General features: G+C 63.5%; 14 protein-coding genes. 5 read left to right on the top strand and 9 right to left on the bottom strand.

Annotated elements, in window-relative coordinates:
* The first annotated feature begins 32 nt into the window (after nucleotides 1-32).
* The 4 genes from Pla111_RS04730 to Pla111_RS04715 all read left to right on the top strand — a co-directional run bounded on the left by Pla111_RS04730 (nucleotide 33) and on the right by Pla111_RS04715 (nucleotide 5,153).
* Entirely contained in the window at nucleotides 33-2,351 is a 2,319-nt protein-coding gene (locus tag Pla111_RS04730; RefSeq protein WP_146571913.1) for a tetratricopeptide repeat protein, read from the top strand.
* Nucleotides 2,352-2,510: 159 nt separating this feature from the next.
* Entirely contained in the window at nucleotides 2,511-3,098 is a 588-nt protein-coding gene (locus tag Pla111_RS04725; protein WP_146571911.1) for a hypothetical protein, read from the top strand.
* A gap of 126 nt (nucleotides 3,099-3,224) precedes the next feature.
* The gene (gene tpx / locus Pla111_RS04720) at nucleotides 3,225-3,746 is read left to right on the top strand and encodes a thiol peroxidase (RefSeq protein ID WP_146571909.1); all 522 of its coding nucleotides are present in this window, start codon (nucleotides 3,225-3,227) and stop codon (nucleotides 3,744-3,746) included.
* Between the two features lie 36 nt (nucleotides 3,747-3,782).
* Nucleotides 3,783-5,153, top strand: coding sequence for a cytochrome-c peroxidase (locus Pla111_RS04715; protein ID WP_231930744.1), 1,371 nt, complete (start codon nucleotides 3,783-3,785; stop codon nucleotides 5,151-5,153).
* A 74-nt stretch (nucleotides 5,154-5,227) separates the two neighbouring features.
* Here the strand turns inward: Pla111_RS04715 and Pla111_RS04710 are convergent, their stop codons facing one another.
* From Pla111_RS04710 to carB, 5 genes are all read right to left on the bottom strand, one after another.
* Complete coding sequence (locus Pla111_RS04710) at nucleotides 5,228-6,169, bottom strand: histone deacetylase family protein (protein WP_231930742.1); 942 nt, start codon at nucleotides 6,167-6,169, stop codon at nucleotides 5,228-5,230.
* Between the two features lie 96 nt (nucleotides 6,170-6,265).
* The gene (locus Pla111_RS04705) at nucleotides 6,266-9,505 is read right to left on the bottom strand and encodes a hypothetical protein (protein ID WP_146571907.1); all 3,240 of its coding nucleotides are present in this window, start codon (nucleotides 9,503-9,505) and stop codon (nucleotides 6,266-6,268) included.
* 27 nt (nucleotides 9,506-9,532) lie between these two features.
* Entirely contained in the window at nucleotides 9,533-10,072 is a 540-nt protein-coding gene (locus Pla111_RS04700) for a KdsC family phosphatase (RefSeq protein ID WP_231930740.1), read from the bottom strand.
* Nucleotides 10,073-10,099: 27 nt separating this feature from the next.
* Nucleotides 10,100-11,227, bottom strand: a complete 1,128-nt coding sequence (locus Pla111_RS04695) for a KpsF/GutQ family sugar-phosphate isomerase (RefSeq protein ID WP_197524753.1) — start codon at nucleotides 11,225-11,227, stop codon at nucleotides 10,100-10,102.
* A 543-nt stretch (nucleotides 11,228-11,770) separates the two neighbouring features.
* Nucleotides 11,771-15,034, bottom strand: a complete 3,264-nt coding sequence (gene carB, locus Pla111_RS04690; RefSeq protein WP_146571905.1) for a carbamoyl-phosphate synthase large subunit — start codon at nucleotides 15,032-15,034, stop codon at nucleotides 11,771-11,773.
* Nucleotides 15,035-15,393: 359 nt separating this feature from the next.
* Here carB and Pla111_RS04685 point away from each other — a divergent pair, with 359 nt between their 5' ends.
* Nucleotides 15,394-16,887, top strand: coding sequence for a DUF1570 domain-containing protein (locus Pla111_RS04685; RefSeq protein ID WP_146571904.1), 1,494 nt, complete (start codon nucleotides 15,394-15,396; stop codon nucleotides 16,885-16,887).
* Nucleotides 16,888-17,050: 163 nt separating this feature from the next.
* Here Pla111_RS04685 and Pla111_RS04680 read toward each other — a convergent pair whose 3' ends face one another.
* The 4 genes from Pla111_RS04680 to ilvN form a co-directional block, all read right to left on the bottom strand.
* Nucleotides 17,051-20,488 carry a hypothetical protein gene (locus Pla111_RS04680; RefSeq protein ID WP_146571902.1) on the bottom strand — a complete coding sequence of 1,146 codons (3,438 nt, stop codon included), beginning with the start codon at nucleotides 20,486-20,488 and terminating at the stop codon, nucleotides 17,051-17,053.
* A gap of 278 nt (nucleotides 20,489-20,766) precedes the next feature.
* On the bottom strand, nucleotides 20,767-21,330 hold the full coding sequence (locus Pla111_RS04675) for a HEPN domain-containing protein (protein WP_146571900.1): 564 nt from the start codon (nucleotides 21,328-21,330) through the stop codon (nucleotides 20,767-20,769).
* An 18-nt stretch (nucleotides 21,331-21,348) separates the two neighbouring features.
* A complete protein-coding gene (gene ilvC / locus Pla111_RS04670; RefSeq protein ID WP_146571898.1) occupies nucleotides 21,349-22,380 on the bottom strand; it encodes a ketol-acid reductoisomerase in 1,032 nt (343 codons plus the stop codon).
* 137 nt (nucleotides 22,381-22,517) lie between these two features.
* Complete coding sequence (gene ilvN / locus Pla111_RS04665; RefSeq protein WP_146571896.1) at nucleotides 22,518-23,042, bottom strand: acetolactate synthase small subunit; 525 nt, start codon at nucleotides 23,040-23,042, stop codon at nucleotides 22,518-22,520.
* Nucleotides 23,043-23,055 lie beyond the last annotated feature (13 nt).

The raw sequence follows: 23,055 nt of genomic DNA, 5'->3' as shown, positions 1-23,055 counted from the left end.
CGGCCGTGCCGGTGCCGGGAGGGATTCTTGCGATGATTCGCTGGATAACTGCGTCGTTACGTAACAGATCGGGTCTCCGCGGGGCCGCTTCGGCTGCCGTACTGGCCGCGGCGTTTGGTCCTGTCGGGCCCCTGAGTGCCGTCGATCTAATTGGCGTTGCCGAGTCGCCCGAGCTCAGCTCGGTCTTGATCACGACGCGCAAGGCAGAGCCGAGCGACGCCGTCACCCCCGAGCACACGCTCGAGCCTATCTCGCAGATATCGGACTACGAGCCCGAGCTAGCCGATCCGCTGGGGTCGCTGCCGGTCGCGCCCGATACGCCTGATGAGCCCTCAGCCGTTCTTCAAGCAACGCCTGAACCCGTCACACCCCAAGTGACTCAAACCGGCACCACGCCACGGGTCGCCCAACTCAAATCTGCGGCCCAACCCCGTGCCGCATCGCCCACCGTTGTTAGCGACGCTCCTAGCGACACCGATGCCGTACGTCAGGCAAAGTTCAACGGCGTGCTGCCCGGCACGACGACACTAGCCGAGTTGATCAAGGCGTGGGGCGAACCTTTTCGTAACACGATTGCGCAGGGAGACCTGTCCGGCAAGGTGCTCTCGTACGCGATGAAGCCCTTTAAGCTCGTAGAGGTACTCGTTTCGGAGAATGTGGTCCGCGTGGTGCGGGTGACCCTCGCCGAACCCTCGGCGATTGCCGACCTTGAGGCAAAGCTGAAGCTCGTGGCAGTGGATTCGGTGGATGTGGTCGATCCGGAGACCGCGCGGCTGCTGGGGGTTTCGTATCCAGAAAAGGGTCTCACGCTGCTGACCACCAAGAGTTCCGAACTCGCCGGTCCCGCGCGAATCGGCTCGCTGGTGCTCGAGCCGCTCGAATCAAAAGCGTTTACCCTGCGGGCAGAGAATCGCCCGTGGCGAGAGATGACAGCCCGGCTGGCGGACCTCGATCGGGCGATCACGCTCGATGCGACCGATGCCCACGCCTGGTGGCTGAAGAGCGTCGCACACCTCGATGCGGGCCAAGCTGAAGAGGCTTTACAAGCCGCCAACGAGGCGACCAGTCTGCGGGCCGGCAGCGCCGCGTATCGCCTCGCCCTGGCACAAGCGCTAGTAGCGACGGGCGATATTGATAAGGGGGTCGTCACCACCCGCGAGGTGCTCGACGATCCGTCCGCCGCGACGCTCGTCCGAGCACAGGCGCTACACACCCTCGGATCACTGGCTTCGCTCGGAGGCTCCTCGATCGCTAACAAGTCAATCGGCTTCCACACCAAAGCGATCGAGCTGGCCGACGAGCTGAGCACGTCGCCCGATCGCCTTACTCGCCAGACCGCTCGTCGAGTGCTGGTCGAAGCCCACCTGGCGATCGCGAACGAAATCGCCCGCCGAGAGTACAAGAACCGCGATGCGCTTGTGGCGGACTGGATCGGCCGTGCCTCGGGCCTCGCCGAGGCCGCGATCGATGCCGAAGATGGCGATCTAGAGCTGCGTTTGCAGGTGGCCCGCGAAGCGGTCTCGGCACTCGCCTCGATGCGTCCGTCAAAGGATCCTTCGCCGTGGGTCACCGAGGCCGAAGAAACCGCCGCGACGCTGCTCACCGGATCGGAAGACCCGCTGTTCAAGGCCCGCATCGCCTGGGAGTTGGGCGACACGTGCTACAGCGCCGTCCGTGTGGAACACATCCGGGGCGATGCTTCGCAGGCGTTGCAGTACGGGGCGAAGGCGATCGAGCAGCTGTCCGCCGGTGCCGAGCCGCGGATCACCGCGCCGCTTGCGCAGCGAACGGTCGGCGAGCTCTACTTCTACCTGGGAGCTGTCAACGCGGTGCATCGTCAGAACCACGCCGAGGCGGTTGGCTGGTACGACAAGTCTCAGCCGCTTCTCGAAGACGTTGGCGATAGCGAGCTCGTCACGCCGCGGCGGACCGGCGAGATGCTGGTCAGCATGGGGGTCTCTTACTGGCAGGAAGACCGTCACGAGTTGGCGATCAGCATCACCGAGCGCGGTGCCGAAGTGATGCAGAAGGCGATCGACGCGGGCGTGCTCGAAGAGCGTTCGCTTGAGGTCCCCTACAGCAACCTCGCCGCAATGAACAAATCGCTGGGCAAGACCGCCGAAGCGACGCGCTACACGAAGCTCGCTCAGTCGGTACGTGGCACGGGTGCCGCCAATGTCGCAGCGGAGCCCGAGGCCCCGCAGGCCGTGAAGCCGCAAGCAACTCCGGTTGCGAAGCGTCCGGCTGCTGCCAGCGCCACACAGCGTCAGGCCGCCCAACCCTCTTCGACCGAGGTGCGCCGCACCCCGCGGCAGGCGGGACGCGGCGGAGCGGTTTGGACCACGCGCTAGCCGCTGGACGACCTCAGTTGGCTCACGTTTACCGTTGAAGCCGTACGATTCTGGGTTAACGAAGCAGCTACCAAGGCTTACGCTTTAAGACGCCGGGCGACTCCGTAGGGGGGGCCGCCCGGCGTTTCTTTTTTCAAGCGGAGCCCGCTTCTCTGTCATATGGCGAACCTCTCCCCAAGCACGCCCGACGATCGCCCCGCTGACGGCGACCACGCTGACGACCGCTACGGCCCGTTGCTGAGCAAGCTAATCACGGGCGGGGGCGCACACCCCTGGCAGGCGGGCGAGCCAGTCGATGCCACCGAACTTGCGGGCCTAGACCCACTGACGGTGCTCAGCCCGGCCGCAATGGTTGATCCGCCGATGGCCGATTGCTGCTTGGCGGGTCTGTGGCTGCTGTACAACGACCTCGAACGGGCCCACGTCCTTTGCCAGGAGGTACCGACCGCCACCGGCAGCTTTTGGCACGGCGTTGTGCACCGTCGCGAAGGGGATTTCGACAACGCCCGGTACTGGTTCACCCGCGCAGCGAGCCATCCGGCGATCCGGTCGATCGCTGAAGCCGTGGCGGCTGACGCGACCGCACGCGATGCCTTTCCGAACGACTGGACGCCGGCCGCGATGGTGACGGCCTGCGAACGCTTGGCTAGCGGCGATACGGCGCTTGAAAAGGCCGTTGTGAGTGCCCAGCGAGCCGAATGGCATCAGCTGTTCAAGTGGACTTTTCATGCCGCAACGGTCGGCTAACCGTTGGTCTCCTACAGGCGGCGGTGCCGCCGGCCGCCCGGGGGGCGGGGGTTGTCATAGGCCCCGGTCCGCCCATACTTCCACAGCAATCAAAGCCCCGTCCCTCCCCCAACTCTCTGCGTAAAAATGTCCCGAACCGGTGCGATCACGTTCAAAGGCAACCCGATGACCCTGGCCGGCGCAGCGGTGTCCGTTGGCGACGCCGCCCCCGATTTCACGCTGCACTACTTTGAGGGGGGGATGCAGAAGCTGGACCTGGCCGATCTCAAGGGCAAGCCGACCATCCTGAGCGTTGTCCCCTCGTTGGACACCGGCGTCTGCGCGATCCAGACCAAGAAATTCAACGAGCATCTCTCCGGAATGGGCGATGCCGTTAACGCTGTAACCGTGAGCCTCGACCTGCCGTTTGCCATGAACCGCTTTTGCGGTGCCGAGTCGATCACCAACTTGCGCGTCGCGAGCGACTATCAAGACCGCTCCTTCGGCAACGCCTTCGGCACGCTGATCGAAGAGCTCAAGATTCTGTGCCGTGCGGTTTTCGTTCTCGATGCCAACGGCGTTGTTCAGTACGCGCAGTATGTTCCGGAAGTCACGGAAGAGCCTGACTACACGGCGGCACTTTCCGCATTGAAGGGTCTGGCCGGCTAAGGCCGCACGACCGCTGCGCACTTCCCCGTTGCTGTTATGTTGCGAGCCTCTCCGCTAGCGATCGCCGCCCTTGGCGCGGCGATCGCTGCGCAAAGCGTGATCACCAGCGCGTCGACGCCCCTCTCAATCGAATCGCCCGCTAAGGGCCTTCGGTTAGTTGGTGCAGACGTTTCGACACCGCCGCAGCGTGTGCCTCTCGGCGAAGGGGAACTGCTCCAAGGCCTGCCGGGGTCCGGATCGCTCTCGGCAGAGGAGTTGCAGAAGTGGCTCTCCAACGCTGCCAACCACGCAGCGCTGCAACCGGTTCTCCCCGTGGGCCTCGATCAGGGAGAGCTCGATCGCCAGGGCCTCAAAGCGAACCCGCTCACGCGCGCTAAAATCGAGTTGGGACGACAGCTCTTCTTCGACCCGCGGCTGTCGATCGACGGAACGATTCGCTGCGCGTCGTGCCACGATCCCGACCACGGCTTCGCCGATCCCCAACGCTTTAGCGTTGGCGTGCGGGGCCAGTTCGGAACGCGCAACACGCCGACGGCAGCCAATCGGTTGCTCTCGGCTGCCCAGTTCTGGGACGGCCGGGCCGACTCGCTCGAAGCGCAAGCGATCGGGCCGCTGGCGAATCCCACCGAAATGGGCTTCTCACACGCTGCGGTCGTCGGTCTTCTCGAGCAGGTTCTCGGTTATCGGATACAGTTCGAAACGATCTTCGCCGAGGGGGTGACGATCGAGAACGCTGCTCTGGCACTCGCCTGTTTCGAAAGGGCCTTGGTGACGGGCCCCACGCCGTGGGATCATCGCGCCCGCCGTAGCGCCTTTGAGGTTGCTAATGCGGATGACCTCGCCGCTGTTGCGGACGCGGCGCCCGAAGACTTGGACGCGGACGACGCCGAGTTGCTCGCTGATTATGGCCTGCTGATCCGGGCAACCGAGGCGATGCCGCTGTCGGCACCTGCCCTGCGCGGATCCAAGCTGTTCTTTGGCGAGCGCGGCGGGTGCTTTCAGTGTCACGCCGGGGCCAACTTTTCTGACGAGCAATACCACAACCTGGGAATCGGTTTGGCAACCATCAATACCAATCGGCGCGTCGAGCCGCTTGCTGCCAATCTCGAAACGACGATCGATTGGGGCCGCTACACCGTCACCAAGAACGAAGCGGACCGTGGAGCCTTCAAGACACCCACGCTGCGTAACGTTACGCAAACGCCGCCCTACATGCATGACGGCTCCCTGGCGACGCTGAACGAAGTAATCGAATGGTACGTCGGCGGGGGTCACCGCAACCCGTGGCAGAGCGAGAAGATCCAGCCGCTCGATCTGTCCGTAGATGAGCAATCGGATCTTGTGGCTTTTCTCGAAGCACTTACCGGCGCTTGGCCCCAGGTCGAGCGGGGCCGGTTGCCCGAGTAATCGAGTCGAACTGGTTGCGTCCTAGCGGCGCCAATAACTTCTGCTGTGCTCAGCAACGAGCGATCGGATCCCGCTCAGGGAGCCATCCGTGCCATCGTCTCGACGGTGTTCGCATACAGTTCGGCGACAAGCTCGACATCGCGAGCGTACCCGCCACCCATCATGCCGATAACCGGCAGTCCGAAATCTCGACAGGTCTGTAGCACACGCTGATCGCGCAGGCGGAGCCCCTCGCCGGTAAGCTTCATCCGGCCATACCGATCCTGCTCGTGGGGGTCAGCGCCCGCGATGTAGAACACCGCATCAGCCGCTGCGAGCTGCGGAGCAATCTGGTTGAGCGCCTGCGCGAGCTGCGCGAGGTACTCGTCGTCTTCACAGCCGTCGGGCAAAGGAACGTCCAGATCGCTCGGCTCCTTCAACCGTGGGTAGTTGCGGGCCCCGTGCAGAGAAAGGGTGAACACCGACGCGTCACCAGCAAAGATCGCCGCGGTGCCGTTGCCTTGATGGACATCGCAATCGATCACCACGACACGGGCGAGGCACGCTTCGGCTTGCAAAGCGCGGATCGCCACCGCGGCGTCGTTGAATACACAAAAACCTTGCCCCCGGTCCGGGAAGGCGTGGTGCGTGCCGCCCGCTAGGTGGACCCCCCAAGCCTGCCGTCCTGCGGCGCGATCCGCAAAAACCGCTCGCGCCGCGGCAACGGTTGCCCCGGTCGAGTGCAGCGAGCGGTCGACGAATCCTGGCGACCAAGGGAAACCGATCTCGCGTTGTTCTTGGCTGGTCAGCTCCCCTGATCGCACACGATGCACATACGCGGGCGTATGCACCCGCAGCAGATCCTCATCGTTCGCTGCGGAGGCGGCCCGCAGCACAACCCCCAGTTCGTCCGCGAAGCGCTCGACGCGTTCACGCGCCAAGCGATACTTGTTGCGCGGAAAAGCGTGCTTCTCGGGTAGCGGCAGAGCGATGTGGTCGCTGTAGTAGGCGTAGAGCACGTCGCGGCGCGGTGTCAAGAGAAGCGGTTCTCTGCAAGCCTCGGCACTGTAGGAGCCGCCCCTACCGCGGCCAGGGTACGCGAGGGCGTGGCCGCCGGCCGTTGCCTACGCGGCTTAGCGCAGACCCGCCGCTCCGGGCTGCGTGCCGGCACCGTAGATCGTCCCGCCGCGCACGTCCTCGTACTTGAACTTATCGAGCTTGGGCCAGTACAGCAGCTTGCGGCCATCAACCCGCTCGGGTTGGCGGCCGGGGGCGGCTTGGCGCCAGATGGTGGCGCTGCGGTTGACGTCGCCCTCTAGCACAAACACCTCTTTTGCTTGGCTATAGCTAGCGACCACGGCCTCGGCGGCAAAGGCCTGTGAGTTGCTCGGATCAGCACCCTCGGGTCGGCCCTCCAGGCGGACGGCTCCTGTCGCTTGGGCTTCGATTGGCCCGATCGACGTCCCTTGCGCCGAAGAGGGGGCAACGGCGTAACGGCTGGCCGGATCTTCGCTCAGCCGCAGCTCGCGGCAGGCGAGCGTGACGGCTCCCGGCGGCGGACCGGCTGAGCTCACCGGCGGGGGCTGATCGTCCCATGCCAGCACCGGTGTATACAGCGCGCTGACACGTTCATGAAAGCGAACCACGCGTGTGTTTATGTTGCCGCTTAAGCCGCGGCGGAAGTCGACCCGCAACATACGGAGCCCGCCATTTCCGCCGACTATGCCGTTGACGCCTGCCCCCGTGGTAATCTGCTGCGCGGCACCGGCAAGGTGCACACTGCGAAGCCAACCGGGCCCTTCTCCGCCGAGCTCGCCCGAGCGGAGATCCGCGCCCAGTGTCTTGAGTTGCAGCCGTTGGTGCGACGTCTGACCTTGCGGGTCAATCGTGCGATGGTCAATCGAGACGCCGCCGCCCGCGTCGAGGCGGGCGACTTCCAATCGTCCTGAAACCCCCTCGCGCAGATCGATGGGTCGCGTGAATCGAGCGGCTAACTCCGCGCAATGGAGCCACTGCTGCGGAGTCTCGGCAAAAACCTCGCCCCGCGCGACAAGCCGATCTCCGAGCAGTTCGAGTCCGTCGCGCCAACTGAGTTTTGCTTCGGGACCGAGCGAGCCAAGCAGCCCACCCGTGGCGCCCGTCTGGCTCAGTCGGATGCGGGCATCGCCGGGCCCCTCGATCCAGGCGCGGCCCGATTGCTGATCGACATGCAGATCACGTGCAAAGAGATGAACCCCCTTGGCCTGAACCTCGGCGCGTCCGCTGTCGGCTGTGTTGGCTGAATCCTCGGCAACGCTTCCCAAGACCGTCAGCCGCACACCGGGCTCTGAGATGCCCTCCACCCGCAGCGCAGCGCCGCGCACGACAAAAGGTTGCTCGGGTTCGCCGTTCGCGTCTCGCCGCGGGGCCGCAGCGAGTACCTGCCGTAGCTCAACTTCGCCGCGGCAAACGGCTTCGGTGGGTTCCGCGCGACGGCCTCTAAGAGTGACTGAAAGCTCAAGCTCTTCACCGGTCACGCGGTATCGGCTGGGAGCGCTCTGATTGAGGGTCGATGGCTGAACCCTGTCCGGAGCGACCGAGACGCCGGTGGCGGGCGTGAGCGCAAGCGTGCCACTCACCGGCTCTGAATCCGCGGTAGGGGGAGCAGGCTGAAAGTTTGCGCGAAGTCGGTCAACACGCCCTTCGAGCTCGGCACCGCGAAAATCGACCCCGCCTGCGGCGCGGATCGTGCGCACCAAGAAACCCTGCGAAGCCGCGCCGCGAGACAACGGCGTTTCAACAACGGGGCCTTCGCGGCCGTCTCCCGCGAGTTCGACCAGCGACGCTTCGAGCCGCGCCGCTTTCAACCACCCGACCTCGGCGGCGGCGATCTCCGGCTCGCCCTCGGCGATCAGCAGCGGATTACCGCCTTTGTCGCGCACCAAGCGCACCGCTTCAGAGGGACGCCCATCGCTGCTTGCTATCCCTTTCCAACGCGCCTCGACCAGTCGGGTGGGATCGCCAGCGCGAGTCGCAACGCGCATCCAACCGGGTCCCGCCATCGACAGGTTGCCCAGCGCACGCCCGGAACTCGCCGGCGGTGCTTCATAATCGATCCAGGCAGCGCGGGCTTCGTTCAGACCGTAGGCGACCATCGCCAGACGATCCCCGGGCACTCCTTCGACCCGCAACCGCGGCGTACCCAGCCACAGCTGAATCCGTCTTCCCTCGGCCCCGCCGAGAACACTGGGAGATTCAATCTTTGCGGGGGATCCGAGGGCTTCAACCCGATCGATCTTGAGGGCACCCAGTGTGGCAGTCTGGCTGCGGGCAAGATCCGGTTCGTCGATCGGGCTGATCGAGATACTGGCACCATCGGACCGCGCAAAACGCGCTCGCAGCTCATCGCACACAAGCGTGTCGGGGGGACCCTCGGGCCGAGGACGCACTATCCGCACGTCGTCTTGAAGCGACGCGGTAAAGGTGGTGAAGTCGAATCGGAACGAGCCGGCGCAGCGGGCATCAACCGGCTCGGTCGTCGGTGCCATTTGCGCCGAAGCCAACCGGATGGCGCGTTCCGCATAAACCGGGGCGATGGGTTGTCCTTGTCCGGCGGCAACAACGACGGGGCTAGCCGGCGACGACGCGGGGATTTCCACCCTTGCACGCACGTCGTGTCGCACTTCGAGCGAAGCCACTCCCGCTACCCCCAGCGCGGCAGCCACCCCATCTGGCGCAGCGTTGGGGTCTTCCAGCAGCTGGATCTCGAGCACGCGGCCCGAAGCCTCGCTGGCACCGATCCGTCCCACAACCTCGGCGTCGCTCGAGATCAGCAGCCCTTCGAGCCGAAGGTCGCGAGTACGAACGAACAGATCATCTTCAGGACCCGGATCGTTCATCGCGCTACGGATCGTTATCTCTCCCTCGAAGAGGCCGCGTTTCGGCCACCCGAAAGTTCCCTTGGTTGGATTGAAAGCCTCGTCAAATTGCAATTTGGCGACACCGGGCGCATCGATCACGATCGCGTCAGGCGGCGCGTCGTTCATGCCCCGCCGCGGTGTGGGAAAGAACACCACCGCGGTGTTGGTGATATCAACCCGACCAAAACGGTCCTTGCTCAGATCGCCGTAAACCAGCAACGCGTTGGCCGCGGTGTGCTCCAGCACCTTGGGAGACCCGGTGAGGGTCCAGTGCCCGGGCGGAAAATAATTCGCGAGCAGGCGCTGATAACGCTCCACCGCGTGCTGAACCTGATCCCACGGATCGTCCGCGTCCGCTTGCGCCGCCACCAACGGGGGCGGATCAAGTCGCGGTGCCACCGTCAGCGTGTAGGTGTGATACGCCGCCAAGAGGGCGAGCAGCGTCACAACGGCGTTACGGAGACGACGGTACACAGTGACTGGGTTGGTGAGAAAACGGACTTAGGTGGAAGCAAGCCCCTGGGCGTCGGCAAGTTGCCAGCGTCCCGACGCACGCAGCAACGTCTCGATAAGCTCACGCACCGCCCCGCGGCCCCCAGGCAGCAACGTTGTGTGGTCGGCGGCAGCCAGCAGTTCAGGACACGCGTCTCCGACCGCCACGCCAAATCCCACCGCGCTCACCACGGGGAGATCGGGCAGGTCATCGCCGATGTAGGCGACCTCGGCTAAGTCCATACCGTGGTTGGCCGCGATCTGCCGCACAATCGGCAGCTTGTCTTGAACGCCCTGATGAACGATCGATAGGCTGAGCTCTTCGGCGCGCTTGGTGACAATTGTCGAGCTGCGGCCCGTGATAATGCCAAACTCACCGGCCGAGCGGCGCCACAGCTTGATCCCCAGGCCGTCACGCACATTAAAGGTCTTCAGCTCACGGCCTTCAACGTCAAAGGTGAGCGACCCGTCGGTCATGACGCCATCCACATCCGAAAGCAGCAGGCGGACCTGCGCGGCGCGGCGCGGTAGTTCGGATTCATCCATCATAGGTAGGCTCATTTTCGACCGCGACACTCAACCCGCCGCATAGACGTCCTCGCCAGGGAAGATCCGCACCGGGGTTGAGGGTACGGGGTCGGCTTGCGCCATTGCTTCGGGGGCCTCGACAACGTCGGTCACGTCGATCATTCCGATCGGCTTGCCTGCGGGATCGGTGACAGGTAGCTCGCTGAACTTTCGATCGGCCAGCAGTTTGATCGCCTCGCTCATGCGGGCACCGCTGCCGATCGTTGTCGGGCTGGCAACCATCCGTTGCGAGACAGGCTCGTCCAACGCCGCTTCGTCGCGGGCTTCGAACAGTCGGACCAGATCGCTATCCGTAAACAGGCCCGCAAGTTTGCCCGCCGCATCAACGAGCATGACCGCACCTGTGCGACGACCGGGCTTGCCACAGCCAACAATCACTTGACGGACCGTTTGCGTCACGAGCGCGACACGACAATCCACAAGCGGACGCATCACCTCATCAACCCGCGCCAGCTTGCGCCCCAGCGATCCGCCCGGGTGGTAGCGAGCGAAGTCTTCCGCGGTGAAGCCCCGCATCGAACTGAGCACTAAAGCTAGCGCGTCGCCGAGTGCCAGCATGGCGGTGGTAGTGGTGCTCGGAGCCAGCCCCAGCGAGCACGCCTCGTCGAGTTCTCCCAGCGGCAGAACGACCCGCGCCGCGCGGCCGACGGTGCTCTGCCCGTTCGCGGTGATCGCGATGATCGGCACGCCAGCTTGATCGAGGCTTGGCAACAGTTGCAGCACCTCGCCGGTCTCTCCGCTTTGCGAGAGCATCAGCACCACGTCGCCGCAGCGGACACGCCCCAGATCGCCGTGGAAGGCTTCGGCCGGATGCATGAAGTGACTGGTGGCGCCGGTCGAGGCGAGGGTCGCGGCGATTTTTCGGCCGATGAGCCCCGCCTTACCCATACCGGTCACGATCACGGCACCGCGGCAGGCGTGGAGCAAGTTCAGCGCGTCGTTCAGCTCTTCGCCCAGCCGGTGCGAGACCTGCCAGAGCGCAATCGCCTCGCGGCGAAGCACCTCGCGTGCCGCTGCCAATTGCTGAGCCGGCGCAAGCTGACTAGGTGGCGATATCGAATCGAGGCGGAGAGCCGTGCTGGCAGCCATGGGAGCGTCGTCCGTGACGTCTTCCAAAGTGGGGGGGGAGGGGGGAGGGGTCGCGGAGTCTAATGACCCAGCGGCCTCGCCACAACGCCGAAGGGTGGGCGGCGTTACCCCACCGACCGCGCATAAAAAAAGCTCCCAGAAAAGCACACGTCCCAGGGGGGCGGAGGACGGGAAACTTTTCCGGGAGCGATTGGACGCTGCAGCAGCCCTTTGGCCGAAGGGGGGAGGGATCGGCCGAAAAGCGGCTAAGGCGTCGGGAGTGGACGCAAGCGGTGGAGCGGCTTCCTTGCCACTGCCTACCGCCCGGTGAGCGACGCCTTTGAAGGGCGTCTCTCGCCACGTGGTTCGCTGAGCTGATTTGTGAGAGAGCGGCGTCGGGGCGAGGCGTAATCAGCCGCGGCCCCCGACACGTGTGGGGCGGAAGTTACGGGGCTCGACCGAACGCAGCAAGGGCGATTTTGTTCGACGCGAAAAAAAAGCCGATGCGAGCCCTGCTAGCAACTGCCAGCGGCGCACCCTCAAGATCCATCACGGCGATGCGCTCACGAATGTGCGATCACGAATGTGCGATCACGGCTCGCTGAAGCGCTCTTGCAGACTTTGCACCTGCATCTCTTCCGTGGCCAGCGCGGCCATCGCATCGACCGCCGCGTAACACGCCTCGATGGTTGTCAGACACGGCACGCCAGCGGCGACGGCCGCGGCCCGGATCTTTCCCTCGTCGGTGCGGGCCCCCTTGCCGATCGGCGTGTTCATCACCAACGCAACGTTGTCTTCCGCGAGGTAGTCCAACAGGTTGGGGCGTCCCTCTTGCAGCTTGTTCACTGAGGTCGCCGCAACGCCCGCCTGTTTGAGCGACGTCGCGGTGCCCGAAGTCGCGAGCAACTGATAGCCCAGCTCATGGAGTCGTTTGCCGATCTCCAAACCGTACTCTTGATCTTTCGGCGCGAAAGAGAGGAAGACGTTGCCGCTCGGTGGCAACACCGTGCCGGCCGCGAGCTGCGATTTGGCAAACGCCATCGCGAAGAGCGGACTGCAACCCATTACCTCGCCCGTTGATTTCATCTCGGGGCCCAGCACGATATCCACACCGCGGAACTTGATGAACGGCAGCACCGCCTCCTTAACCGATACGTGCTTGGGGACCGGGTCTTCCGTCACGCCTTGTGCGGCAAGTGTGGTCCCCGCCATGACCTTCGCCGCCACCGCCGCGACCGGCATGCCAGTCGCTTTGGCGACAAACGGCACGGTGCGGCTTGCGCGAGGGTTGACCTCGATCACGTACAACCGCTCTTGCCCCTCTTCGGTGCGGACCGCGTACTGGACATTCATCAAGCCGATCACGCCCAAGTCTTCGGCCATCGCGACGGTCGCTTCGCGGATCTCACGCAGGATTGCGGTCGAGAGGCTAAAGGGGGGCAGCGCGCAAGCCGAGTCGCCCGAATGGACACCCGCCTCTTCGATGTGCTGCATGATGCCAGGGACAACGACCCTTTCGCCGTCGGCGATCGCATCAACGTCAACCTCGGTCGCTTCTTCCAGGAAGCTGTCGATCAGCACGGGCTGCCCCTGGGCAGCTAAAAACGCCGGGCCGATGTAGCGATCGAGCTGCGTCGCGTCGTAGCAGATCTCCATCGCCCGACCGCCCAAGACAAAGCTGGGCCGCACGAGCACCGGATAGCCGATCTTGAGGGCGATCTCGCGGGCCTCGGTCGTCGTCCGGGCGATGCCGCTGGGGGGCTGTCGTAGGCCCAGGCGATTGATCAGGGCCGCAAACTTTTCGCGATCTTCGGCCGACTCGATCGCTTCGACCGGCGTTCCGATAATCGGTAGCCCGGCGTCTTTTAGCGCGCGGGCCAGGTTGAGCGGCGTTTGACCGCCGAACTGCACGATGATGCCATCCGCGGCGACACGCTCGCAGACATTCATCACGTCTTCTACCGTGAGTGGCTCGAAGAACAGTAGATCGCTCGTGTCGTAGTCGGTGCTGACCGTCTCCGGGTTCGAGTTGATCATGACCGACTCGATGCCCATCTCGCGCATCGCGAAGCTTGCGTGGCAGCAGCAGTAGTCAAACTCGATCCCCTGGCCGATACGGTTAGGACCGCCGCCGAGGATTACGATCCGCTTCTTCTCTGACTTGCTTGGCGTCTCGTCCTCGGTGCCCGAGTAGGTGCTGTAGAAGTAAGGCGTGTAGGCTTCGAACTCGGCGGCACACGTATCCACCGACTTGTAGACGGGTGTCACCCCGCGCGCCAGGCGATCGCGACGAACCTCGGTCTCTGAGCACGAGAAGATGGTGGCGAGCTGGTTGTCAGAGAAACCATGCCGCTTCGCTCGGCGGAGCAACTCATCCGCTAACCCCGCGATACCCTCGGACGCTTCCGCCGCGGCGCGCAGCTCGTCTTCGGTCTCGACGATCTCGGCGAGGTTGTCGAGAAACCAGGGATCGATCTTCGTCATCTCGAAGATCTCGGCGGTCGTCATGCCGAACTTCAGCGCGTAACGCAGGTACCACACGCGGTCGGGGCCCGGAGTGATGAGCTTCGCACAGATTTCATCGTCATCGGGGCGATCTTCGGTATACCAGCGGTCCTTCAGATCGCTGCCGAAACCGAAGGCCCCCACCTCGAGCCCACGCAGGGCCTTCTGAAAGCTCTCTTTGAACGTGCCGCCGATCGCCATCGTCTCGCCAACGCTCTTCATCTGCGTCGTGAGCGTGCTGTCGGCCTCGGGAAATTTCTCGAAGGCAAAGCGCGGGATCTTGGTGACGACGTAATCGATGCTCGGCTCGAAGCAGGCGGTGGTCTTGCGGGTAATGTCGTTGGCCAGCTCGTGCAGCCGATATCCCACGGCCAGCTTGGCGGCGATCTTGGCGATCGGGAAACCGGTCGCCTTGCTCGCCAGCGCACTCGAGCGGCTCACCCGCGGGTTCATCTCGATCACGATCATCCGGCCGTCGTCCGGGTTGATCGCAAACTGAATGTTCGAGCCGCCCGTCTCGACGCCGATCTCGCGGATCACCGCTAGCGAAGCGTCACGCATCCGCTGGTACTCTTTGTCGGAGAGCGTCTGCGCGGGGGCGACGGTGATGCTGTCACCCGTATGAACGCCCATCGGATCAAAGTTTTCGATCGAGCAGATGATGACGACGTTATCGTCCGCGTCGCGCATCACCTCCATCTCGTACTCTTTCCAGCCGATGATCGATTCCTCGATCAGCACCTCGGTCGTGGGCGACATCTCCAAACCGGTGCGCACGAGCTGATCGAACTCAGCGCGGTTGTAGGCGATGCTCGATCCGCTGCCACCCATCGTAAAGCTCGGCCTCACCACCGCCGGCAAGCCAACGATTTCGAGTTGCTTCTTGGCGTCTTCGACCGTCTTAACCGTCGCGCCCTGGCAGACGCCCAGGCCGATCTTGTGCATCGCGGCCTTGAAGCGCTCACGGCTCTCGGCCTTGTCGATTACGTCTGCTTTGGCGGCGATCATCTCCACGCCGTGCCGTTCGAGCACGCCGTGGTGGTCGAGCGCCATCGCCAGGTTGAGCGCCGTCTGGCCGCCGAGGGTCGGTAGTACCGCGTCGGGCTTCTCACGCTCGATGATCTTTTCGAGCACCTGCCAGGTGAGAGGCTCGATGTACGTGCGGTCGGCCATGACCGGATCGGTCATGATCGTCGCAGGATTCGAGTTGACGAGCACAACCTCGTACCCTTCCTCGCGCAGCGCCTTGCAGGCCTGGACGCCCGAGTAATCGAACTCGCACGCCTGGCCGATCACAATCGGTCCGGAGCCAATCAGCAAAATCTTGTGGATATCGTCGCGGCGTGGCATAGCGTTAGCAGCGGGAAGCAGGATAACAGCGTCAGACGCGGCCCCAACCGGTCGGTCGCAAGTGACACGGGCGCGGGGCCTGGGGAATCGGACCCCGGTCGCCGCCGGCGGAAACTCCCCCGCGGAGGCGCGCCAAGGCGATAGCTTGAGCAGGGTATCACGGCGAAAACGCCGGCGAAACGGGCCGGATTGGCGACTTCGGTCGCGCACGCGGAGTTCCTGGCGGCCCGAGGCTCGATCCAAGCGTTGGCCTCGGTCCCACCACGGATTACAACCGCAGTAGCCGCCACGCGAACAGCGCGAAGCCGGACAACCCACGGCGTGTCTCAGATGGGCTACTTCCGACCGATAAGGGGGCGATGACACCACCTCAGAGACCGCTGTTCGCAGCTCTGCTGCTGGCCCTGGCGGGCCTGCTGAGCGGAGGATTCACCGCCGGGCTCTCGTGGGGGCAAACGCCTTCAGACGAAGATGCCGAATCGACCGCCACGCTCGACGTGGCCCCTGCCCGTCCGCCGCAGGGACTCGAGGGGCTCATGGTTCCCGAGGGGGTCGAGCCCACACCGCCCGAGGTGCCCGTCGTCGCGTATCAGCCCGCGCCCGGCATCGCCCCGCAGATCGTGCGTGTCTTGTGCGATTTGGGCCCGCTGCGCGTGGTGGTCCTTCCCACGGGCGAACTCAAGGCGGTCCCGCGAGAGCAGACCCGCCCCGCCACGGAGCCGCTTAGCGTCGCCACTGACGACGAGATCCGCGCGTGGCTCGAAGCGGGCGGGCTGCGCGACTTTCAGCACGAGCGGGCCGGCTACTTCTACTTTGTCTATCAGTCGAGCGATGGTTTTTACCAACACACCCGCGGCATTCTTGAATCGATGCTCAAGGGGGTCGTCACTCAGCTCAGGGCCTGGGGCTTGCCGGTCGAGCGCCCAGCGACGCCGCTGGTGGTCATCATCCTGCCCAGCCGCGCGGCATTCGACGCCTACTACAAAGCTCCGCCCGAGATGCTCGCCTACTACAACATCGACACCAATTGTGTCGTGATGTACGAAGACGAACGGCTCTTCGACGCCGCGCCCGAGTACGCCCTCAAGCAGGCCTCGTACGTGGTCGCCCACGAGGCGATTCACCAGCTGCTCGCCAACACCGCCATCCAGCAGCGTCGTTCGGGCTGGCCCGCTTGGATCACCGAGGGGATCGCTGAGTACTTCTGTCCCTTGCAGGTCAGCTCGCGCATCCGCAAAGCGGACGGTGATCAGATCCCCGCCCGCGCGGTCGCCTGGACCCAGCCGGGCATGGTCAACGATCTCCGCATGCGTGACCTGCTTCGCACGCCGGGCGAAGGGGGGCGTGTCATCCGCGAGGTGGTCTCGGCACCGGGCCTCACCTCACACGGCTACGCCGTCGCCTGGGGGCTAACGCACTATCTGGCCGAGCAGCGGACCGACGAATTCACCGCCTACCTGCGCGAGCTGTCGGTTAAAGAGCCATTGACGCCGCCGCCCAGCGCCGTTCAGCACGGGCCCGATCCGTTGTTCGTCAAACACTTTGGCGACGACTTTGCCGCGATCGAGCAAGAAGTGCAGGCCCATCTTACCAGCCGTAAGCTGCAATCCGCCTACACAGACCCAATCGACAACCAAACCCACTACGTGATGAGTGTCACGGTCAAACGGGGGCGGGTGTTCTACACGCTGGCCGAGGTCGCGATCTCTCCTTCGGCAGCAGACCGGTGGGCCCGCAAGGTGCGAGAACGGCTGAAGGCGGAGGGCGCTTCGGGCCATATCGTGACGAAGGAGTATCCCGACCGTCGCGGCGCGATTCGCCATCTGCAACGCTTAAAGGCAAGGTTGCAGTAAAGCGATCAAATCACCGTCAGAAGGTGATCTCGTGTCGCGAGACCGGCAAGATGGCGCTAGGCGAGGCAACTCGGCCGCGACGGGATCCGTCGCTGATTCGCCGTGCCTTATTGCGAGACCGAGGCGGTGTGATTCAACAATCGCTGGCTAGGCCCTAAGTTGGCTAACGCCGCCGCCGACGAGGGACGAGCATCATCCCCACGCCGACCAGCAGCAGCCCTGCGGGTTCGGGCACGGCGATCGCGGGGCCCATCGCACCGAAGTTGTTGACCCACACGTCGTAGTCGTCTTGATCGACGATGCCGTCTCGGTCGCCGTCGGCGGTCAGATTGATCGTGTCGCCCAGGCTGTCACGCCACAGCGTGTAGTCGGCGACATCCACAACGTTGTCGTTGTTGTAGTCGCCCGGCAGACCGACCTCGACCACTTCCAATCGGACCGCGGTACCCGTGTAACGGACCTGCCAGGTGAGCCCGCCGCCGATCGTGGCGTCGCTCGTGTTGACCGCCGCAAAATTGCCGAACTGACCGCCCGGGGTGAGGAGCACATCGAACGTGTCCCCGAGCGAGGGCACAAACCCACTGATCAGGTCGATATCAAGATCGCCAGCGAGGTTGGCACCGTTGGTGGCGACGAGTCGGTCGTAACGGCTCGGATCGGTCCCGCCGATGTCGATAAAGAGTTGGGCGAAAGCCAACTGGTCGTAGAAGAACGTCGTGGCGGTGGCCACGTTCATGTCGGCGGCGGTTCCCAGGCGAACGCGACGATCGTTGACCAAGATCACGTCCTCCGTATCCACGCCGTCACGCAGCATGACGGTGCCCGAGTTGGTCGACCACAACAAACCACCCCCCACAAAAGTGGCGTTGGCGTCTACCGTTAACTGATTGAGAGAGACTCGGAGCTGTTCGTTCTCGTCCAGGTTGACGGTCGCAGTCGCGCCGAGATTCGCATTGGCGCTGATGTTCGCGCGGTTGCCGACGTTGAGCGTGCCGTTGAGCTGGGCTTCGCCCGCTCCGCGGAGCGTCGCGAAGGAGGTGGCCGATCCGTTCAGGTTGAGCGTTCCGCTCGGGGCGAGGGTCCAGTCTTCGTTGATCTCGAGCGAATAGGCGATGCCGCTGGGCGTGTCGAAGCCGACCGTTGCGATGCCGTTGAAGGCATCGCTCAGGGGGCGGTCGATGCGGAGATTGCCGCCGGTCACTTCGAGGCTGCCGTTCTCCGTAGTGCCGTCAAGGTTCAGGGTGCCGGCCCCAGCGGCGATAACCAGTTCTTGACCCACGCCCCCTTGGGTGCGGATCGTGCCGTTGTTGATCATCACGCCGGGATTGAGAGTCCCGTAGCCGCGGATCTCCGTGGTGTTGGTGGCCCCCGCTAGAGCGGTCACGAGCCCGCCGCGCAATTCGATTGCGCTGCCGGCCGGAGTGGAATAAGCATTGGCAAGCACAAGCTGCGAACCGGGCCCTGCGACGCCGATCACGCCCACGTCGAGCACCGCACCGTTTACAAAGAGCTGCCCCCCTTCGGCGATCAGCTCCGAGTTGCCAAGAAACCGCACGTTGGCGTCCACAAAGCCATACCCATACAGAGCCTTGCCGTTCTCGGCAACGATCTCGCCGCCGCTGGAGATCTGCCCGCCCGAGATCGTGTTCGGATTGTTAATCGATCCGCCGCCCAGCCGTGCCTGGGGCGTGACGGCGATCGTCGCCGTGTTGGCGCGCAGGGTGCCGGTAGAACCAATGTCGAGCCGAGCGCCCAGCCGTGTGATGTTGGTAACATCCACCAAGCCGAGAACCACGAGATCGTCGCCGGCCAGGGTTGTCGTGATGGTCCCCGACCCGTTGATGGTGATGACGCCATCGGGACCGAGCGTCCAGGTGTTGGTCGAGGACTGATTGACGGTCAGCGTGGCGTTGGCGTTGTTGATCGCGATCAGGTCGATGCCCGCTGCCACCGACCCGGCACCAAACACGCCGACCGAGGCGGCGTTCACGGTGAAGTCGTTGTTAAGCGTGAGCGTGGTGTCGTTGTTCGCCGCATCCTCATCGAGGAGCACGTCGCCCGTCATGTTGATCGTGGTGGCGCCGTTTACCGTGGTGGTGGTGCTATCGAACGACAACCGACCGGCACCGGTGTGAGACGACCCTCCTTGGAAGGTAACGCTGTTCGTGAAGATCAGCTTGCCATTGCTGTTCGGCGCAACAACCGTTGAAGAACCCGGCTCGAAAATGACCGGTGCGCCAATCTGCCCGAAGCCGGCAGTGTGATTGATCAAGCCGCCGCTGACGACGGTCATGGGACTTGATCCACCGAGCCGCCCCGCGATGCCCGAGCCAAAGGCAATATTCACCGTGCCGCCCATCTGCCAGCCACCCACAACGTTCGCGACGAGACGGCCCCCGGTGATGTTGATCGTGCCGTCAAACGTATCGTCCACCGCGCTCGGAGAGATATCGGTCGAGTTGATCGTCAGCTGGCCTGTGGGGCTGATGTTGGTAACCGAGTTCTCGGCCCCATCCCAGTCGAAAGGCGTCGAGCCGATCGTCACGGTATCGTTCACATTGATCGCGAGCCCCGAGCTGCTGGGAACGGCAAACGTCCCCAGCACGCTGGCGGGGGCGTTGAACGTGATCGCCGAGTTAGCAACGCCCAGCTGCAGAGTGGAACCCGGCTGAAAGTTGGTCCCCGCGTCGATCACCAGCTCGCCGCTGTTGACGAACACGCCCGCGCCAGGATTCACAACGACCGTGCCGCCGTCGATCGTCGCTTGCGGCGCAACCCCTGGCAGCGGGCTGCCCGCGTTGACCGACACCGTGCCATTGAGCGCCCAGCTGGTGTTGATATCGAGTTCGGCCCCCGGGTTGAGCGTCATCGTGCTGCCGAACGGCGTGATCGGCTGGTTGATGTCCAGCGTCGTCTGCGAGGTAACCCCGACCGTTCCATTGCCCGCGAAGCCGTCCAGATCGAGCGGCGCGCTGGCGGCGCTCGAATCAATCGACAGCGTAAAGCGAGTGGCATTGGACGAACCGGACTCGCGTTGGGTGGTCAGGCTGCCATCGTTCACCAGCGGCGAGATGCCGGCCCCGTAGGTGTCGTTGAATTGCAACTGGCCGTAGCCCGCGAAGAAGCTGTTGACTCCCACGATCAGGTCTGCCGAGGCGGCGCTTGAATCGGCCAGAACCGTTCGACCGCCGTTCATCACAAAGGCACCATTGAGTCCAGCAGTGATCGACGCGGCGTTGATGGCGTCCACGGCGGAGCCATCGACGTGCTCCGACGCTGTGAGCGTCGAGCCCGCGCCACTCACCGAGATCGGGCCGCTCACCTTGAGAAAGAACTTGGCCGTATCGACGTCTGCGGCGTTGCTGATCGTTAGGCTGTTGATCGCGAAGTCGTCGTCCAGCGTGGTGCTGTCCCCTACCGCGGCGGCAAGATTCCCCACAAAAACGTCGTCATTGTCTGGTCGCTGGTTCGGGCTCCAGTTGTTAGCGGTGGTCCAGCTCTTGCCGGAACCCCCATCGTCCCAAAAGACATTGATCGCCTCGGCAGGCGAGGCAACGACAAGCGCAAGAACCGCGCATAAGAAAAGATGAAGAGTGCGCATTTGTGGGGCCCGGGGGATACGTCGGGGCAAGCGGATGTCCGCAACATGGCGGACATCACCCTAACTTCCCCGGTCGGGGCATGCAAAGAATCTTTGTTTTTTTGGCCCAAGGAATGCAAAAAAACCTCGGCCAAAAGGCCGAGGTTTCGCGGTGACTTGTTTCCGATGCGGGCCTGTCGCGTTGGCTCAGCCCACTTCCTTCTCGTCGATCCAGCTCATCATACGGCGTAGCTCCTTGCCGACCTGCTCGATCGAGAACGGTCTCCTTCAAATATAATTTATACGCCTAAGTCTAAGCCAGCCTCGATATTCAAGTAGCCTACGCGACAAGCATCCATGAATTTTTCAGTCGATGACCAGCCATCACTACTGGGCATGCTCTCGTAACCATACCTCCACTTGGCAAAATTATCCGATATTCGATCCAAGTGACTATAGAAATCTGCTAGCTCTTTTTGCATGAACCCCAATCTGGGCGATGCTTCTATCTGTTCTACGCGAATTACAGGTGCGCTCCTTGTAACAAGATCTAAATAGCACAGCTGGATAACAGCTTGAGCATTTTCGCTTAAAGCATCGAACAGTTCGCGTAGTCTATGTGTTCGGGGCGGTTTGTTACCTTCAAATGTGATAGCAGCTTTTAGGTATAACTCCGAAGCAAAAGCTGCAAGCACAATGCCTGGGAATATGGCGGGCTTCTCCCATTTGAGTTCGCACTTTCTACCGGTCATTAACGAGTAATCTAGCTCGGCAACAGCCCGGTTTGCTTGATCGAATGAATTTGCCCAGTTGTATATTTTTCTTGAGGGCGACAACTCGTCGTGCGATGGGGAGTTGTTCATGCGATTCACTTAGCGCGTTCAGCCCACTTCCTTTTCGTCGATCCAGCTCATCATACGGCGTAGCTCCTTGCCGACCTGCTCGATCGGGTGGGCCTGCTCACGGCGACGCGTGGCTTTGAACATCGGGGCACCCGCCTTGTTCTCGAGCATCCAGTCGCGGGCGAAACGGCCCGATTGGATGTCGTCCAAGATGCGCTTCATCTCGGCCTTAGTCTCAGGCGTCACGACGCGCGGGCCCGACTTGTAGTCGCCGTACTCGGCCGTGTTGCTCACGCTGTAACGCATGTAGCTGAGGCCACCCTGATAGAACAGATCGACGATCAGCTTCAGCTCGTGGAGGCACTCGAAGTAGGCCATCTCGGGCTGATAGCCGGCCTCGACCAGGGTCTCGAAACCCGCCTTCACCAGTTCGCTAACACCGCCGCAGAGAACGGCCTGCTCGCCAAAGAGGTCGGTCTCGGTCTCCTCGGCGAAGGTGGTGCGGATCACGCCACCGCGTGTGCCGCCGATCCCCTTAGCGTACGCCATGCCGATCTTGAAGACACTCGACGATTCGTCGGCCATGTCGTCGTCAGCCGCTTTGGCGTCTCCCTTGCGGGTGGCGATCAGGCAGGGAACTCCACCGCCGGCGACGAACTCGCTGCGCACCAGGTGGCCGGGGCCCTTCGGTGCCACGAGCAGCAGATCGACTCCCTTCGGGGGCTGAATCAATCCGAAGTGGATGTTGAAGCCGTGCGAGCACATGAGGATTGCGCCCGACTTGAGGTTCGGCAGAATATCGGCCTTGTAGACATCCGCCTGGACTTCGTCCGGCAAGAGGATGTTCACCACGTCGCCCGCCTTGGCCGCCTCAGCTGCTGAGACCGGCTCGAAGCCATGCTTCTTGGCCAGATCATAGTTCTCACCGCCCGGACGCTGACCCACGACTACCTTTACGCCGCTCTCGCGTAGGTTTTGGGCGTGGGCGTGGCCCTGCGAGCCGTAGCCGATAATCGCCACGGTCTTACCTTCTAGGGCCTTCGCGTCGGCGTCGTAGTAAATCTTGGCCATCGTGTCTGCTGGGGGGTTGTAACGAAGCCAACTGCTAAAGGGCTGGCGATTCGTAAAGGCTGATAGTAAGCAGCGAACGACTCGCTGTGATCTCTTGTCTTGGCGACGCCGGGCGGGAGTCGCGAATCACGCCGGGCTCAGGCCCCGGCGTTGCTGACCTCATCGGGCTGACCCGTGAGCGGGCGGTTCACGCTACGGACCATGGCGATCCGCCCGGTGCGACACAACTCGATAATTCCAAACGGACGCATCATGTCGATAAACGCTTGAACCTTCTTCTCTTGGCCCGATAGCTCGATCATCATCTCGGTCGGCGAAACATCGACGATGCGGCCGCGGAAGATGCGGCTCAGCTCGCGGATCTCGGGGCGATCTCCTTTGTCGGCCTTGACCTTAATCAGCATCAGATCACGCTCCACGTGATCCTTGGAGCTGACGTCGTCCACGCGGACAACGGTGACGATCTTCTCGAGCTGCTTGCGGACCTGCTCCAGGATGCCGTCATCGCCGACCACGACGAAGGTCATCCGCGAGAACTCCGGATCCTCCGTCTCGCCTACGGCCAGACTGTGAATGTTGTAGGCCCGCGAGGCCAGCATGCCCGAGACGTGAGCTAGCACGCCCGGTACGTTCTGGACGAGGGCTGAGAGGACGTGTCGCATGGGCCAGAACGCG

This window comes from Botrimarina hoheduenensis, from assembly GCF_007859815.1.
GTDB classification, from domain to species: Bacteria; Planctomycetota; Planctomycetia; order Pirellulales; family Lacipirellulaceae; genus Botrimarina; species Botrimarina hoheduenensis.
Note: the sequence above shows the minus strand (reverse complement) of the source record. Positions and strands in the feature narration are given on the sequence as shown.

Bases quoted from the DNA above. Each gene is read 5' to 3' on its own strand.
- Pla111_RS04730 (WP_146571913.1), top strand. From the start codon at position 33: ATGATTCGCTGGATAACTGCGTCGTTACGTAACAGATCGGGTCTCCGC.
- Pla111_RS04725 (WP_146571911.1), top strand. From the start codon at position 2,511: ATGGCGAACCTCTCCCCAAGCACGCCCGACGATCGCCCCGCTGACGGC.
- tpx (WP_146571909.1), top strand. From the start codon at position 3,225: ATGTCCCGAACCGGTGCGATCACGTTCAAAGGCAACCCGATGACCCTG.
- Pla111_RS04715 (WP_231930744.1), top strand. From the start codon at position 3,783: ATGTTGCGAGCCTCTCCGCTAGCGATCGCCGCCCTTGGCGCGGCGATC.
- Pla111_RS04700 (WP_231930740.1), bottom strand. From the start codon at position 10,072: ATGATGGATGAATCCGAACTACCGCGCCGCGCCGCGCAGGTCCGCCTG.
- carB (WP_146571905.1), bottom strand. From the start codon at position 15,034: ATGCCACGCCGCGACGATATCCACAAGATTTTGCTGATTGGCTCCGGA.
- Pla111_RS04685 (WP_146571904.1), top strand. From the start codon at position 15,394: ATGACACCACCTCAGAGACCGCTGTTCGCAGCTCTGCTGCTGGCCCTG.
- Pla111_RS04680 (WP_146571902.1), bottom strand. From the start codon at position 20,488: ATGCGCACTCTTCATCTTTTCTTATGCGCGGTTCTTGCGCTTGTCGTT.
- Pla111_RS04675 (WP_146571900.1), bottom strand. From the start codon at position 21,330: ATGAACAACTCCCCATCGCACGACGAGTTGTCGCCCTCAAGAAAAATA.
- ilvC (WP_146571898.1), bottom strand. From the start codon at position 22,380: ATGGCCAAGATTTACTACGACGCCGACGCGAAGGCCCTAGAAGGTAAG.
- ilvN (WP_146571896.1), bottom strand. From the start codon at position 23,042: ATGCGACACGTCCTCTCAGCCCTCGTCCAGAACGTACCGGGCGTGCTA.